General features: G+C 68.6%; 11 protein-coding genes and 2 pseudogenes. 10 read left to right on the plus strand and 3 right to left on the minus strand.

Features of this window, described 5'->3' with window-relative positions:
* The first annotated feature begins 403 nt into the window (after nucleotides 1-403).
* Nucleotides 404-1,357, plus strand: coding sequence for an SMI1/KNR4 family protein (locus AAW13_RS44360; protein WP_052768756.1), 954 nt, complete (start codon nucleotides 404-406; stop codon nucleotides 1,355-1,357).
* 71 nt (nucleotides 1,358-1,428) lie between these two features.
* On the opposite strand, the gene AAW13_RS31070 is transcribed toward AAW13_RS44360, so the two are convergent.
* Together AAW13_RS31070 and AAW13_RS31075 are read right to left on the minus strand one after the other, a co-directional pair.
* The gene (locus AAW13_RS31070; RefSeq protein ID WP_143145051.1) at nucleotides 1,429-2,586 is read right to left on the minus strand and encodes a hypothetical protein; all 1,158 of its coding nucleotides are present in this window, start codon (nucleotides 2,584-2,586) and stop codon (nucleotides 1,429-1,431) included.
* A 153-nt stretch (nucleotides 2,587-2,739) separates the two neighbouring features.
* Entirely contained in the window at nucleotides 2,740-3,387 is a 648-nt protein-coding gene (locus tag AAW13_RS31075; RefSeq protein WP_046734296.1) for a hypothetical protein, read from the minus strand.
* 664 nt (nucleotides 3,388-4,051) lie between these two features.
* Here AAW13_RS31075 and AAW13_RS31080 point away from each other — a divergent pair.
* A complete protein-coding gene (locus AAW13_RS31080; RefSeq protein WP_046734295.1) occupies nucleotides 4,052-4,321 on the plus strand; it encodes a ribosomal protein L7/L12 in 270 nt (89 codons plus the stop codon).
* A gap of 410 nt (nucleotides 4,322-4,731) precedes the next feature.
* Here the strand turns inward: AAW13_RS31080 and AAW13_RS31085 are convergent, their stop codons facing one another.
* Nucleotides 4,732-8,484 carry an nSTAND1 domain-containing NTPase gene (locus tag AAW13_RS31085; protein WP_052768755.1) on the minus strand — a complete coding sequence of 1,251 codons (3,753 nt, stop codon included), beginning with the start codon at nucleotides 8,482-8,484 and terminating at the stop codon, nucleotides 4,732-4,734.
* 314 nt (nucleotides 8,485-8,798) lie between these two features.
* Here AAW13_RS31085 and AAW13_RS46095 point away from each other — a divergent pair, with 314 nt between their 5' ends.
* The 8 genes and pseudogenes from AAW13_RS46095 (at nucleotide 8,799) to AAW13_RS31120 (ending at nucleotide 14,856) form a co-directional block, all read left to right on the plus strand.
* Nucleotides 8,799-8,945: a hypothetical protein gene (locus tag AAW13_RS46095; RefSeq protein WP_167391751.1), complete on the plus strand. Its 147-nt coding sequence runs from the start codon at nucleotides 8,799-8,801 to the stop codon at nucleotides 8,943-8,945.
* Between the two features lie 8 nt (nucleotides 8,946-8,953).
* Complete coding sequence (locus AAW13_RS31090; protein WP_079179037.1) at nucleotides 8,954-9,955, plus strand: peptidoglycan-binding protein; 1,002 nt, start codon at nucleotides 8,954-8,956, stop codon at nucleotides 9,953-9,955.
* Nucleotides 9,956-9,998: 43 nt separating this feature from the next.
* Nucleotides 9,999-10,403 carry a hypothetical protein gene (locus AAW13_RS31095; protein ID WP_046734293.1) on the plus strand — a complete coding sequence of 135 codons (405 nt, stop codon included), beginning with the start codon at nucleotides 9,999-10,001 and terminating at the stop codon, nucleotides 10,401-10,403.
* Nucleotides 10,404-10,489: 86 nt separating this feature from the next.
* Nucleotides 10,490-11,110, plus strand: coding sequence for a hypothetical protein (locus AAW13_RS31100; protein ID WP_046734292.1), 621 nt, complete (start codon nucleotides 10,490-10,492; stop codon nucleotides 11,108-11,110).
* Nucleotides 11,111-11,502: 392 nt separating this feature from the next.
* Nucleotides 11,503-12,101 (plus strand): annotated as a pseudogene (locus AAW13_RS31105) (helicase associated domain-containing protein); the annotation flags it as partial.
* Nucleotides 12,102-12,346: 245 nt separating this feature from the next.
* Nucleotides 12,347-13,462 (plus strand): hypothetical protein, encoded by a 1,116-nt coding sequence (locus AAW13_RS31110; RefSeq protein WP_046734290.1) that lies wholly within the window; start codon nucleotides 12,347-12,349, stop codon nucleotides 13,460-13,462.
* A gap of 7 nt (nucleotides 13,463-13,469) precedes the next feature.
* A pseudogene (locus AAW13_RS31115) lies at nucleotides 13,470-13,673 on the plus strand (helicase associated domain-containing protein); the annotation flags it as partial.
* Between the two features lie 238 nt (nucleotides 13,674-13,911).
* Nucleotides 13,912-14,856, plus strand: a complete 945-nt coding sequence (locus tag AAW13_RS31120) for an acyl-CoA--6-aminopenicillanic acid acyltransferase (protein ID WP_046734289.1) — start codon at nucleotides 13,912-13,914, stop codon at nucleotides 14,854-14,856.
* Nucleotides 14,857-14,948: the final 92 nt, after the last annotated feature.

Raw genomic sequence — 14,948 nt, forward strand, 5'->3', positions numbered from 1 at the left:
GCGGTTGAAGCAGGTCATCAACGGAATGGTCTACAAGAGGGAGCATGCACCGCCAACGGATGCACGCCCCGGGCAGACACCCGCGCGTTCCGGGACCCTGCCCGGCTACACCACTTCATGGGACGCGACCCCGTTCACTGGTTCAAAGGCAGGACATGCGACGACTATCTGGCCAGCAGATCGACCGTTGCGGTTGAGGCGTGCGGCACCGCAGGGCGACATGAGCACGCCGGTCTCGATGAGCAGACGGTGCACAAGCCGAATCTTCGGTGCAGTTGGCAGGCAACCGCTTGACACTCAGCTCTGCCGCCGATTGCTCAGTGATCCAGCCACCGAGCTGAATGCCGGGGCCTAGTGTGTAAGGAGCAACGCCCTCCATCCGACCACCAGGGAGCGCCAGGCCGTGAAGGTCGAAATCCAGCCGGACGTACGCGACATCGCCGCCCAGCTCGGGGCAGGAGTCCTCTACGCGCTGAAGGCTGTGGCCGGCCAGTTGGCCGACGACCCGGGTATGGGCCGACCCTCGGCGCTGCCCGGCATCCTGACCGTGACGGTCGACGGTGGCATGTTCGAGGACTGCCCCGACCTGTCTGTCGGTTACATACGCGAGCCGGACCGAGTTGAGATCCGGTTTCTGCGGGCAGCGCCCTCCGCCGGGCCTTCCACGGAAGAGGCCACCGAGCCTTCCACGGACGCCCACGAGCCGGAGGAGCCCGCCGACCCTGCCGCTGCCGCGGTCGCAGTGAGGGAGGTCGCTGATGCCTGGCATCGCATCGCCGCCTGGCTCCAGTCGAACGCCCCTGACTCCTATGCCGCGCTCCGCACCGGCGCCGGCCCGGACGCTGTCGCCGCTCTGGAAGAGGATCTCGGCATCCCGATACCCGTCGAGCTGCGCACCCTGTGGATGCTGACGGGAGGCGACGACGGGGCTGACGGCTGGGGCTGTCTCCCCGGCAACATGGCTCTGATGAACCTGGACGCCGTGGCCTCCCGTTACCGGCTGAAGACGGATGCCCAGGCTCACCAGGACGCCCTCAACGCCAACCGTCCCGAAGAGGAACAGATCACCGTGTGGAGGGCGACCTGGATTCCGGTGGTCGCCCTGGGCCCGGCCGACAGCACCGCGGGTTTGTATCTGGACGCTGCGACCGGCTATATGGGCTCCTGGTCCCGCTACAACGAGCCCCCTGGTGAGGTACTCGACACGTTGGTCACTTACCTGGAAGAGACGGCCGACATGTTCGAGGCCCCTGCCCTCGCCGCGCGGGACAAGCCGGGCCTGATCGGCGGGACGCTGGTATGGCTCAGCAGCATCGACCCGGCTCAGGAAAGTCGGTGGCGGCCTGTGGCCGGCTGACCGACCCCGGAGGGGCCGGCTCTGCGTGTGCCGGCCCCTCCGCGTTCTTGCGCACTCCCCTTCGGACTGGGTCAGCCGACTTTGCTCCACGTGCAGGTGGTTGCGGTAGACGTGCAGTGTTCGTATCCCGGCAGGTTCAGGAAGAATCCGTCGCCGTCCAGGAGCCGCCATGCCGGAGCCGGGTAGCTGCTGAACGCCTCCTCGTTCTGCGTGCTCGAAATCGCTGCGCGCCCGCACCGCTCCGTGCCACTCGGCCCGTTGGTTGCGGTGCGCGTGTCGGCGAGGAGGCCGGAGTTCGCCGAGCCGTCGCCCATCTTGTCTGTGAACAGTTGGGCGCACTTGGTGCCCGACGTCACCAGGTTGACGCTCTGCGGGTAGCCGCCGGACTCGTGGGTCGTTGCCATCGCGTACTCATCGCAGTCGACCGAGCCTACGGATGCGTCGGACGGGTGGATGGTCCAGGCGGAGCCGCTACCGCAGATGACGTTCCGGCTGTTGGCCTGCGTCCACTTGTTGCCGGCGCTGTTGGTGAGGGGGGTGTCCGGGCCCAGGTAGTGCAGGAGTGAGTCCCATCGCTTCGAGCCGGCGTGGTCGGGCATCACCTGTTGCATGTACCAGTAGTAGGCGCCTGCGGCCGGGTACTTGTTGGTGTCCACCGTGTAGGTCGGCTTGAAGTGCGGCAGCACACAGCCCGGCAGCGAGGGCGTCAGATAGTCGTCGCAGCGCGGCGCGATCTCCCTTACCGCCGGAGTTCCGGAGGTCCCGAAGTCCGCGGTCGCGGTCGCGGTGGTGCTGGCGTCCACGTTCGCGGTCACCGACCAACCGAGGTCGATGGTCTCCTTGCCCGTGCCGTTCCAGGTGGTGGCGCGGGTGCCCCACCTGCCGTCGGTGTAGGCGTTCCAGTCGTTTGCGTCCCAGTAGGCGTTGTCACCTGCCGCGTTGTTGAAGTCGTCGGCCCACCGAGTCACCGATGTCACACACGCTGCGCAGGTCGTTTGGGTGTTCCACCGCAGCGTGACGCCCTTCAGCTCCGGCGAGATGGCCACCGGCATGATGCGGATCTGCTGGTCGAACTCCGCGAAGTCGGAACCACCCGCGGCTTTGTTCGGGTACGTCTTGATGCGCTGTTCGAAGTCGAAGGTGGCGGAGCCGATGGTCGTGTCCTCCGTGTCAACGAATACCAGGGTTCCGGACCCGATGCTCTTCATGCACGCGTCGGTGCGGTTCATGTAGTCCGTGCCGACCGGCTCGTCCGAACACCAGGGGACCAGATCCGCCAACGGCGCGTCAGCCGCGACCGCAGCCGCCTCGGCGGAAGACTTGCCGGCCTTGCGGGCCTTGGTCTCTGTCGCCTCGCGCAGCGCCTCGGTGCGCTTGTCGGCTCACGCCTTCGATTCCGCGGTAGGAGGGGACAGCTCGATGCAGACCTTGCGGCCCTCGGCATCGGGCTTGCCACAGGTACGCGCCTGGGTCGCCTCCCGCTTCACCGCGCCATTGGCGTCCAGCGTCGGCAGAGCCGGGCCCGGATCCGTCCGGGTGAACTCGACGTTCTCCTGCGCGACCGGGTCGATCGTCGACGACGCCTGCGGGGCGGGGAACTTCATGTACGGCTCGATACGGAAGTCCGCCCACGCCGACCATGTCGTCTCGTACAGGCTGCCGTCGAAGGCGGAGGTGCGGAACTTGTACAGCACGCCGGGCTTCAGGATGCCGTAAGGCACCGTCACCTTCGCCGTTCCGCCCGAAGCCACGAAGGGCGACACGAGCACGCCGTACCCGCCCGCCCCGTCGAGGTCCACCTGTGCTTTCGGAGTACCGTCCTCGTTCGTGGTGTACACCTGGAACGTCAGGTTCGCGGTATCGCCGTCCGCGTCGGTCACCGTGTTCCGCAGCACCGCCTCCGGCGCGATGACCCGCCAGACCGTGCCCGACTTCGAGAACTTGGGGCCGGCCGACGGAGCCTTACCCGACACCGGCCGCGCACCCCCAGCGGCGATGGCCGCCAGATTCTGCGGACCGGCGGCCGCCACCTCCGCGGGGGAAGCCCCCACACCGGGCGCCGGTGACACGGGAGCTGCTGTCGCAGTGCCTATCCCCGCCAACAACACGAGCACGGCACCCGCAGCGCCATGGCGCCACGACGACCTTCGTAAAAGTCTCACTCCGTCAATCCCCCTCGCAAACCTATGAGTTGCCCATGACTTGGTCATGACAGATGCAACATCAGCACACCCATGCACAAGTCACCGTGATCAAGGTCATGGTTTGCCGAAGGGGAATTCATTCAGGCCAGGGGGTCATCCCCCGGGCCATTGACGCACCATCGGCCGTTTGAACAACCAGCCTTCTGCCCATTTGAGGCTTTTTCACCCCGATTGCATAGCAAGTTGGTTGACTGAGGACGGAATTAAGGAAAATGGGGACCGTGTCCTCCCCGCCGACGCCGGGATGATCCGCTGGGACCCCGCCTACGATCAGAAGCGGTGGTGCCAGTGCTGGATCCCCCAAACGGGTGTACTCATATCGGCGTCGTAATAGGCGGGTTGATGGAGCGCGTCTTCCCCATACCAGGTCGAAGGCCACGTGACCAGGGTTGAGCTCCTCAAACGGATGGGCTACGGGCGGGCCAACCTCGAACTGCTCCGCAGACGCATCCTGGCATGATCGCCGAGCCTCGCCATATGCTGCGGACTGATGGAGGGATCGGACACGGTGAGCGAATCGTTCTTGCTGGTCTGCGACGACCTGCCGCACACAGTAGTTCTGACTGACTCTGGCCCCCGGGCCATTGAGATCGTGAAGCTACTTCACAGGCGAACCGGGCTGAGTTTGTGGCACTGCAAGTCCCTCATCAGCGAACTTCCGACGAGCATCCTCGAGAACGTGCCGGAAGAAGTCGCCACCGCCATGGTGGCCGAACTCCGCGAAGTCGGTGCCCGCGCCCATACCGAAGTGAATCATTAGGGCTTCGGCGCCCGACCGTCACAAGATCTTCGCCAGAGCCTAATTAGGCTCTGGCGAAGATCTTGTGATCGGGCCCGTGACGGCAAGGTTGCCTGACAAGGTGTCAGGTGTGCACTTGCGGAACCTTGAGGTACTCCTCCCTCATCTGGCAGGTGTGGTCGTCAAGTTCGTCCAGCAGTCGGCGGCCCGGATCGTCCCGCACGCCCACGTGCGGGCGGCCAGGGAAATATGTCCGCACTGCTCTCAGCCATCAGGACGGGCCCACGGGTGTCAATCCCTCGCAGCGTGGAGACGAGCTATGCGGCCAGTCCCTCGGTGAGGGTGGCTCGGTAGAGCGCGGGCCGAACGGCCGCCACCGTCGCGCTGTACGGGCCGGCGGCGGCGATCCTGCGCTTCCTTCTGGCGCCCCATCAGCAGATGTTGCGGTAGGGCAGTTCCGGGACGTAGTCATCCCACTCGGTGTGAGTGAACCCGTGCCCGGCACGGCGGCAGATTCGCGCCGCGAGGGAGGGCAGGTCGTTGGGATAGGCGTACAGCGGCACGTACATGCCTGACGTGCGCAACGTTTCGCCGTCCTCGTCGAATCCCACGGAGAGGATCGGTTCGTCGGCCGTGGGCAGCGCCGAGCCCAGCCGTTGGCCGGAAGGGACGTCCCACAGCTGGAGGGTGCCGTCGTCGCCTCCTACGGCGAGGGTGCGGCTGTCGGAAGAGAAGGCCAGGGACCGAACGGTTGCGCCGGAGTCCTGCCGGGCGTCGGTGAAACTGCCGGCCAGTACCGCGAGGCGATGCGTGGCTTCGCCGTCCCAGAGGGTCACCCGGCCGGACTGGTCGCCGGCGGCCAGGTAGCGGCCGTCCGGACTGAAGGCGAGTGCCGCGGTCGCGTCCGGTGCGAGGCGTCGGCCGGTGAGGCGCCGCGCTGACGGATCGCCGAAGTGTCCGTCCGAGGTGGCGATGTACGTGCCGTCGGGGCGGACGGCGACTATGTCTCCTCCCCCGGTGAACGGCCTTCCGATTCTGACACCGTGTTCGATGTCCCAGGACTCGATGTGGTAGCTGTCCGTCAGCCGGGAGATCAGCAGCGTTCGGCCGTCCGGGCCGAGAGCGATGGCGCTCACGACGCCCCGGGCGTTGGTGGGGCGGCCCAGGTCGACGGTCGCGCGGATGCGGCGGGCGCGTACGTCCCACACACCGGCCCGCTGTGTGGTGCGGGAGTCCTCGCCGGTGCTGGCCGTGTAGGCGAAGGTGCTGCCGTCGCTGCTGAAGGCCATCAGCTCTCCGCAGTCCTGAGGACCGTCTCCCGGCTCGTCCGGGTTCGCGGGGCACTGTATGCCCGGCAGGTCCGCCTGGGTGCGGCCGGTGCGGGCGTCCGTCAGGCGGAAGCGGCTCATGTGTCCGCTGCGCCAGGTGGTGGCCAGCGTCCGGCCGTCCGGGCTGAACTGGGCCTGTTGCCGTTGTTCGTCACGCCAACCAGGGGCGGTGGCGTCGCGCACCGACAGAGTGCGCACCGTGGTTCCCGTGACGGAGTCCTCTCCGGACTGTGTCATGTAGCGGATCGTGTGGCCGTCCGGATCCACGCCGAGAGGCCCCAGGAGACCCAGACGTTGGTCGCCGCCGGAGGGCAGCGAGTAGCGGAAGACGGGGCCGGACGCGTCTGCCGACAGCCGCCACAGCCGGATCTCCTGGTCATTGGCGGTCGCCAGGAAACGGCCGTCCTGGCTGAAGGACATGTCCGCGATGTCGGCGTAGCCGACCCCGGCGTCGTCACCGAAGCTGGTGGGGATGTCGTAGCCCTTGTGCGGGCCGGAGGCGTCGGGTCGGAGGTTCCACAGACGCAGTCCTCCCTCGGGCATGGCCGCGACGATCTGGTGGCTGTCGGGGCTGAAGAGGGCGGAGCACCCCATATCGGTGCCCTTGGGTCCGCCGGGCGTGGGAAGGACACGGTGCCGAACCAGATCCCGCACCTGCATCGGCCGACCCGTCTCACATACGGTGGCCAGGCGGTGGTCGGGGCTGATGGTCACGTCCTGGACGTTCCGGCCCTGCCGCTCGAACAGCAGCCGGTGCCGTCGCCAGTCCCATACCTGGACGCGGTTGATGTCGCCGGAGCTGTCGGTGACCTCGAACGTGTGCCCGCCGGGGTCGAACCCCCCGGAGCTGACGGTGTGCAGGGGGATGGCTGCCCCGGCGTACCTGCCCGCGACGATGTCCCATACGCGAGCGTCTGTGCCCAGCATCAGGAGGTAGCGCCCGTCGGGGCTCACGTCGTCCACGTCGTACATGTCGTTCTCCCCCAGACCGCGGAAAGTGCCGATCCTGCGGTGCGTCCTGACGTCCCAGCGCACCACGCGTTCGCCACTGGTGGCGACCAGGGTGCGGGTGTCGGGGGTCATGAAGTACTGGCTGACGTCGTCGCCGGAGGGCGCGAAAGTGTCCTGTTCCTTCTGGGCGAGGGCGCCGATGAGGCCCGAGCGCGTCTCGAGCGTGTCGGCGATCCGCCAGGCGGCGACGCTGAGGCGCAGGGCCGTGACCGGGTCGGTGTAGCGCAGGCTGTCCGCGAGGGCGGCGACCCTGCGGGCGGTCGCCTGGGTGCGCTGCACGGTGCTGGTCCGGTTCTGCTGCCAGGCGATCACTCCTGCTGTCAGGGCCAGCGCGACCAGGACGGACACCACGGTGGCCAGGATGCGCGGGCGAGCGCGCTCGCGGCGCCGGGCCTGGAGGCTTGCGGCGAGGAACGCGCCCTCCGGGGCCGTCAGGACCGCTTCCCGCTCCTGGGCGGGGATCGCCTCTTCCGCGGCGGCCAGGAGCGTGCCCCGGTACAGCGCACCGGGATCGCGGTCCAGCGCCTTCCAGGCAGCGGCGGCCTCCGTCAGCCGTCGATGGGCACGCAGCCGCTCACGATCGGTGTCGATCCAACTCCGAAGACGAGGCCAGGCACTGATGAGTGCCTCGTGAGCGAGGTCGACCTGCTCGCCGTCCAGAGTGAGCAGTCGGGCACGGGCCAGCTGCTCGATGACCGTCGTGGTGTCGGTGGCCTCGCCGAAGCCGAACTCCTCGCGGCGGACGGGTCTGCGGGTGTCGGGTGCGCCGTCTCCCGGGGTGACCAGGCGCAGCAGGATCCGACGCGCGAGGCCGGCCTGGTCCGGCGTGAACCGGTCGTAGATGTCTTCGGCGGTGCGGGTGATGGCACCGTGCAGGCCGCCGAGGGACTCATAGGCCTCGAGAGTGAGAGCCCGGCCCTTGCGGCGCCGCCAGGTTTCCAGCAGTGCATGCGACATGAGCGGCAGGGCCCCGGGTTCCCCTTCGACCTCGTTGAGAATGCGCGTCGTCAGTCCGCGTTCCACGATCAGCCCTGTGGCCTGTGCGGGTTTGACGATGGCCTGGCGTAGTTCGTCGCCGCTCATCGGCCCGGCGAGCACGGTCCCGTCCTGCAAGGCGGCGGTCAACCGAGGGTGTTCGGCGCAGCGGCCGAGGAAGTCGGCGCGTACGGCGATGACGACGCGCAGTCTGCTCCCGGGATCGGTGACGGTCAGGAGGCGGTCGATGAACCGGTCGCGCTCGTCCGGGTCGTGGCAGAGGGTGTAGAGCTCCTCGAACTGGTCCACGATCAGCCACGTGTCCCCGTTGCCGTCCTTCGGGGTCAGCCGCTGCTCATGAGTGCGCAGGGGGTGGTCGCCAGGGGTGAGGACGCGCAGCGCGGCCGGCTGTGGGCCGGCCGGGTCAGGGGTGCGGAGGCGGGGAATGAGGCCGGCCCGCAGGAGTGAGGACTTGCCACTGCCCGAGGGGCCGAACACGGCGGTGAACCGGCGGGAGCGGGTCAGCTCGGCCAGGCGGTCGGTGAGCTCGTCGCGGCCGAAGAACAGAGTGGTGTCGCCCGGCTCGAACCGGGCCAGACCCCGGTACGGAGGCTCGACGTCCTCCTCTTCGGCGCGGGGTTCCGCCGCCGCTTCGGCGGCCGCCTGCCGCCAACGCTCCTCCCACTCCTGCGGATCGCCGCCGCAGGCACGGACGTAGGCGAGGACGACGGGCAGGGTCGGCAACCGCTCGCCGCCGGCGGCCTGCGACAGGGTGCTCGTCCCGTGGCCCGCGCGCTGCGCCATCACCCGGTAGGTCGGGCTCCCGGCCTCCGCCCGGAGTTTGCGTAACTCGGCCGCGAACCGCGCCACCGGCCCAGTGGTGGGATCGAGTGGGCTCTCAGGACGTCCCGCCATCACCGGCTCACCCCTCCAGCCGCCCGCTTCCCCCGTGGACGCGGCGCGAGGCCGGACAACGTACGCAACCTCGTGGCAGGAGCGCAATCCGATGGCGTCTGCTTCGGCCACTGCCGCAGCGCCTGGCCGTGGCCTGCGGCGCGGCCATTGTTCAGGGCGGCGAAACCGGCTGCCCATTCAATTCCCGGCCCGCTGGACTCGGTGATGCACGGCGGTCGCACCGAACCGGCGCGGCCCACCACCCGAGCGAACAGACAAGGAGCCGGCACATGAGCGAGAACGACCAGACGCCGCCCTACCCGCAGGGCGGCGCGGGGGTCTTCGACATCGACCCCGACCAGACCGGCGTCAGCCAGGACCCCGCCCACGAGGTCACCTCCGACCTCGATGCGCTCCCCGACGACATGGAGCTCTGACACCTGCCATGGGAACCGCGAACGCAATGATCGCCGCCGCCCGCAAGCTGCTGGGCACCACCGAGCACCCGCCCGGCTCGAACCACAACCTCATCACCTCGTGGTACGGCTTCTCCGGCCCGTGGTGCGACATGTCCATCAGCTACGAGGCCGCGCACTCCGACAACCTCAAGGCCGTCATGGGCAAGTTCGCCCTCACCACCGCCCACGCCCGCGCCTTCCAGAGCCACGGCGGCTGGCACTACGGTCTGGGCGGCATCCGCCCCGGCGACGTAGTCTTCTTCGACTTCTCCGGAGGCCGCTCCATCAGCGGCATCGACCACGTCGGCCTGGTGGAGGCCGTCCACTCCAACGGCACCATCACCACCCTGGAGGGCAACACCTCCGACGCCTTCCGCCGCCGGGTCCGCGGCCGCGCCTGCGTGGTCGGCTACGGCCGCCCCGCCTACGACGGTGCGGCCCCGATGCCCAGCCACGACGGCATCCTGCGCAAGGGCTCCACCGGCCAGGCGGTCAAGACCCTGCAAAAGGACCTGAACACCGTACAGAAGGCCGGCCTCACCGTCGACGGCCAGTTCGGCGCCGCCACCGACAAGGCCCTGCGCACCTTCCAGTCCCGGCACAAGCTGACCGTGGACGGAGAGTACGGGCCCCACACCGCCGCCGTGATGAAGGCCGCCCTCGCCGGCCACAGCGGCGTCATCAAGCCCAGGGCCCTCGTCGCGGCCCCCGCACCCCTCGCCGTGGACGGCCAGTTCGGGCCCGCCACCTGCGCCGCCCTGCAACGCGCCCTCAACAGCAGGACGGCGGCCGGGCTGGACGTCGACGGCGCCTTCGGCCCGCTGACCGTCACGGCCCTTCAGACCTACCTGCGGGTCACTGCCGACGGCGTCACCGGACCCGACACCGTCACCGCCCTCAACAAGCACCTCGGGCTCACTCCCCAGGACACCTGGGACACCAGCACCACCACCCAGCTCCAGAAGGCCCTCAACGCCAACGCCTTCTGACCGGGCCCAGACAGCACCCCATCCATCAACCCAGGGAGATCACATGCGCCATGCCAGGCACGCCGCCATCGCGGTCGCCGCAGTCACGCTCAGTTGGGGCGTCGTCGCCGCGGCTCCCGCCCCCGCCGGCCACGGCCCGGCCAGCAACCTCTCCGCGTCCTCCTGCAACGGGCCGCTGCACACCTACCGCGACGCCGGCTACCGGGGCGGCTGGAAGAAGTTCTGCTCCTCCGACAAGGACCTGTCCAACAACAAGTTCGACAACGGGTCGAAGGTGGACGAGCAGATCACCTCGGTGAAGAACACCGGCGGCTGCTACTGGAGCCTGTTCCGCAAGAAGAACTTCCACGGCGTGAGCACGCGCTCCTACCCGCACACCAAGGACGCGAACCTGAGCAACGACGCGGTCGGAAACGACGCGGCCCGCTCGCTCAGGCAGGAGTGCTGAGCGCTTTGCAACTGTGCGATCCGCGGTTGCCCCGCCGTCACCGTGCGGCGGGGCGCCGCTCTCTTCGACACCCCAGGAGGCCAGCCATGCGTCACCGCCGCATCGCCGCTCTCGCCGCCGTACTTGCCGCCATCGTCCTCGCGCTGGCCTGCCTGCACCAGCTGCCCACCGTGTCCGGCAGCCGCCGCTCGCCTCCCCCGGCCGTACCCGTGCCCGCGGCCGACCAGGAGGCGAAATCCCTGCTCCTCCCCGTCGACGCCTACACCCTCGACACACCGCAGACGGCATTGATCCTGTCCGCGGAGGACCGGCTCACCGCCGCGTGCATGGCGCGCCTGCACCTGAGATGGCCCCAACTGACCCGCCACCCCTCGCCGTTCACCCCGAACCGACTGCGGTACGGTCCCATCGAGCCCCAAGTCGCCGCGCGATACGGGTATCACGAGCTTCCCGACCCCGACCTGTCCCGGCGCGAGCAGCAGAGCGCCGAACGCGACGCCGGGCTCAGCCCCCGCCAACGAGCAGCCGCTTACGGCACCCCGCACCGGCCGGGTTGCCGTTCCCAGGCCCACACACGTCTGCTGGCACAGGTGCCGGACGTCCCCTGGGACCTGCTCAACCAGATCACCACCACCAGCTACGGCCTCGCACGCCGGTCGCACGCGGTCACCAGCGCCGGCCGTCGCTGGAACACCTGCATGCGCTGACGTGGTTTCCACTATCCCGACCCGGCAACCGCAGCCGACGATCCCCGCTGGAACACCAGGTTCGCGAGCCGCGCCGAAATCGCCACCGCCCGGGCCGACGTCACATGCAAACAGCTCACCGGCCTGGTCCGGACCTGGTGGCGGACCGAGACCGCGCTACAGAACGAAGCCATTGCCCGGCACGTCCACCAGTTCCGCGCCATCGCCGCCGCCCGCAGCCGGTACCTGACCCGGGCCCGGCAAGTCCTCACCATCACGTCGGCAGCTGACTCAGCCGGGCTCTTCCGAGACCCGGCTCTCCCCTCCACTCACGACGGAGCCAACCATCATGAACTCATCCACCCACCCTGACCAGCCACGGCCATCCCCGCCCGAACCTGGCCTATCAGGTACTCCGCAGGAAGGGCGGCCTCGGGAAGGATCCCGAGCGCGCCGCGGTGCGGGCGGCACAGCTGGCGGCGATCGACCCGGACTGGGACTGCCCGTGGCCGCTCGACTGGCAGCGCCACTACCGCGTCCTCGCCGACCTGGTCGACGCCGAAGGCGTCCTGCCGGCCATCCAGCCGGGTGTCCTGTTCGAAGGCGACGACCTGGGCCGATGGCTCCAGCGGCAACGCGAGGCGAGCACCTGGGCGCAGCTGGCCACCGAGCAGCAGGAGCGCCTCTCCAGGCTGGGCGTCACACCGCTTGAGGCGCCGTCCCCCGCCCCGGCGGCTGCGCGGTCGACAAGGACCCGAGCAAGGCCCAACAGGCGTTCCAGCGAGGCGTACAGGCCCTCGCGCAATGGGGGGAGCGGGAAGGCGCAGACCCTCCGGTGCCGCGCGGAGCCGGCGAGCAGATCACCGTCGACGGCGAGAGGGAGCCGGTGACCGTGAAGCTGTGCGTACGGGTATCGAACACCCGCACGAGGCGCGACAAGCTCAGCACCGAACAGCTGGACGCCCTGCGGGAGCTGGGCATGGAGTGGGCGGCAGTGGAAGGCGCGGTGTGATGACCGGGCGCGACGGAGAGCAGCGTGTGCGGGACGCCGTACGGCGGCACGTCCGCACCGCGCTTTCACGGAGGCGGAGAAGGCCGTTTCGTTCGTGCTGTCCGACCCCGGAGTGCAGGAGGCGACTACAGCTTGGCCCCAACCGCCATCCCCGACAAATTAACGGCCGCACCCACTAGCGCAATCACCTTGTCTACCATCACCCTTCTTGCTGTTGGCGGACAATCCGTCACAGGGGGGATGCAATGGGTCTGTTCAAGACGTTCCAGTTACTCGCGTACGAGGTGCCGACGGGTGCCTATGACGGGACGAACGTGCTGTCTGCCTGGGATGCGGGGCCCCGCCCGGTCTTCCAGGGCGGGAGGGTCGGCACCCCGGACCCGCGCCACCCCGGTGCCGCGAACCCCGCTGAGCTGGCCGACGCGCACTCGCGCCTGGACCGGTTCGCCTCCGTCGTGGAGCGGACCTACGTGGACGGCGGCGAGGCGAGGCGGTGGGGCATCAAGGGGATTCTGAAGATCTTCACGGCACCGGAGTTCTACTTCCGCCCCGCGCTCCCCGCGCAGGCCTACGCCTACAGCGAGCCCCAGGCGCAGGTGATCATGTCGGAGCTGGAGCGCATGTTCCGGCACGAGGTCTTCGCGGACTGGGTATTCGTCTGCGGCACCGTGGTCCACTTCAAACAGCTGTCGACCGGCCCCGTCTACTTCAACACCGCGGTGGTCGTCTTCGGCGGACCGCAGGGCAGAACCTTCCGGTTGGAGAAACAGGACGCGTCGGGGATCGACGGGGTGCCCATCGCCCTCACGCCCGGCCAGCACCCGGCGATGGGGCCACGGATCAACGGCTACAGCGATCGGCGGAACCACATCATCGAGGCCCATGGGACGGAACTGGGTCTGGAGATCTGCCTGGAGCACCACGGCACCTACCGGGTGCTGCGAAAAGTCCTTCAGGACCGGAGCAAATTCGAGCCGCAGAAGCCACCAGGCGTGCCACTCCACATCCTGACCGCGGGCGGCATGCCGCCGAACAACGACTCGATAGGCGCCCTGACCAACGGTTACCTGCTGCGCGTGGACGGGGTCGCGGGGCCGCCCTCTTCCCTGCTGAAGGTGATCCGGTGGCGCAGCGGTCAGGTGGGGGGCGCGACGCCGTCGACCGAGGGGGCCACCGCGGAGACGCAAGCGGTCCAGCCCAGCCAGGGACTGTCGATAGCGATACCGCACGGCCTCCACGTGCCCGCACCGCCGGTGAAGACCGCTGCGGATCCGCTCCCGGCCCAACCCTGGGGCGTGTCCGTGCCCTTGCAGCAGATCAACGTCTATCCGACGGGGGACATCGTCAGTGGACAGAACTGAGCTCCGGTCCGCCCTCGCCCAGTGCGTGGAGCGGGAAGGCGCAGACCGTCCGGTGCCGCGCGGAGCCAGCGAACAGATCACCGTCGACGGCGAGACGGAGCCGGTGACCGTGAAGCTGGGCGTATGGGTCTCCAACACCAAGACCCGCCGCGACAAGCTCGCCCAGGACCAGCTGGCCGCACTGCGAGAACTGGGCATGGAGTGGACGTAGGACCGTCTTGAGCGACTGACCGGCCGATTCAACGGCCGGTCGTTGTCATGAGCTGTCACGAGGCACGCCGCAACCAGGCCCGCGGATTCACCGGCGGTCAGCAGCCGGACGCGGCGGGCCGGGACCTGAGAGGTGGGGCAGGTCAAACCTGTCACCCGAACCTGCATCAGACCCAATTACCTGCGAAATTAGCTAGGTTGCCGTCACCTGACCTGACGTCCACAAGGGAACGGCAGCCATGAGCCAACAGCAGAAGACCTTCCGGGCTATCGAGGTCGGCGACGGGAGCGACGGGCGATGGGCCACCCATACACAGGCCCTGTGGCCGCTCGCGGAGGGGTGGATGACCGAGGAGAGCCGGACGTCAGAGGGCGCGGGCCGTGCTCGGAAGCTGTTCGAGGCGCACATGCCGGAGCTGGTTCCAGTTCTCGACCGCCTCGCCGGTCAGCTCGACCGGCCCGAAGGGGCAACCTTCCTCACCCTCGCCGCCCTGCGACCGTTCTTCTCGGGCTGCACCCAGATCGGCGGCAGTGGCACCCTGCTACGCAACTACGACTTCAGCCCCGATGAGTGTGAGGGCACCATTGTCTCCTCCCACTTCCTCCGACCGGTGATCGGCATGCAGGATGCCGCCTGGGGCTTGCTGGACGGGATGAACGACGCCGGGCTCGCGGTGTCACTCACCTTCGGGGGGCGATTCGTCCATGGCCCCGGCTTCGCCATTCTGATCGTCCTGCGCTACTTGTTGGAGACGTGTGACACCGTTGACGAGGCACTCGGCAGACTGCGGTCCATACCGATCGCGATCCCGCAGAACGTCACTCTCGTCGACTCCGAGCAGGCAGTGACCGTGTTCGTGGGACCGGACATTCCGATGACTGGGGCAGCGGATGCCTGCGCTGCCAACCACCAGCACTTGCCGGTCCCCGACGAGCAGGAGCGGTTCTCCCGGACCCAAGAGCGGCTGAAGGCTATTCGTGCAGCGGGTACGGACGTGGCGGCGATGCTGAAGCGACCGCTGTATCAATCCGCGTACGACGAGGGATTGGGAACGGTCTACACCGCCCGTTACCGGCCGTCCGAGGGCCGTGTGACCTACTACTGGCCAGGCGAGTCCTGGGAACAGTCCTTTGATGGCTTTGCCCCTGGATCCCGCACCGTGACCATCGGCCAAGCCAGCTGAGAGGTCCTCGCGGCCTCGAGCCCGACGAACGGTCGTACGGTGGACGCATCGGCAGGGACGGGGTGCCCCGGCTGCCCAGCCGCAAACGAGCC

The sequence above is a fragment of the Streptomyces humi genome, assembly GCF_001005085.2.
GTDB classification, from domain to species: Bacteria; Actinomycetota; Actinomycetes; order Streptomycetales; family Streptomycetaceae; genus Streptomyces; species Streptomyces humi.

Coding starts and splice junctions, on each gene's coding strand:
- AAW13_RS31070 (WP_143145051.1), bottom strand. CDS start 2,586: ATGAACCGCACCGACGCGTGCATGAAGAGCATCGGGTCCGGAACCCTG.
- AAW13_RS31080 (WP_046734295.1), top strand. CDS start 4,052: ATGGAGGGATCGGACACGGTGAGCGAATCGTTCTTGCTGGTCTGCGAC.
- AAW13_RS46095 (WP_167391751.1), top strand. CDS start 8,799: ATGAGCGAGAACGACCAGACGCCGCCCTACCCGCAGGGCGGCGCGGGG.
- AAW13_RS31090 (WP_079179037.1), top strand. CDS start 8,954: ATGGGAACCGCGAACGCAATGATCGCCGCCGCCCGCAAGCTGCTGGGC.
- AAW13_RS31095 (WP_046734293.1), top strand. CDS start 9,999: ATGCGCCATGCCAGGCACGCCGCCATCGCGGTCGCCGCAGTCACGCTC.
- AAW13_RS31100 (WP_046734292.1), top strand. CDS start 10,490: ATGCGTCACCGCCGCATCGCCGCTCTCGCCGCCGTACTTGCCGCCATC.
- AAW13_RS31110 (WP_046734290.1), top strand. CDS start 12,347: ATGGGTCTGTTCAAGACGTTCCAGTTACTCGCGTACGAGGTGCCGACG.
- AAW13_RS31120 (WP_046734289.1), top strand. CDS start 13,912: ATGAGCCAACAGCAGAAGACCTTCCGGGCTATCGAGGTCGGCGACGGG.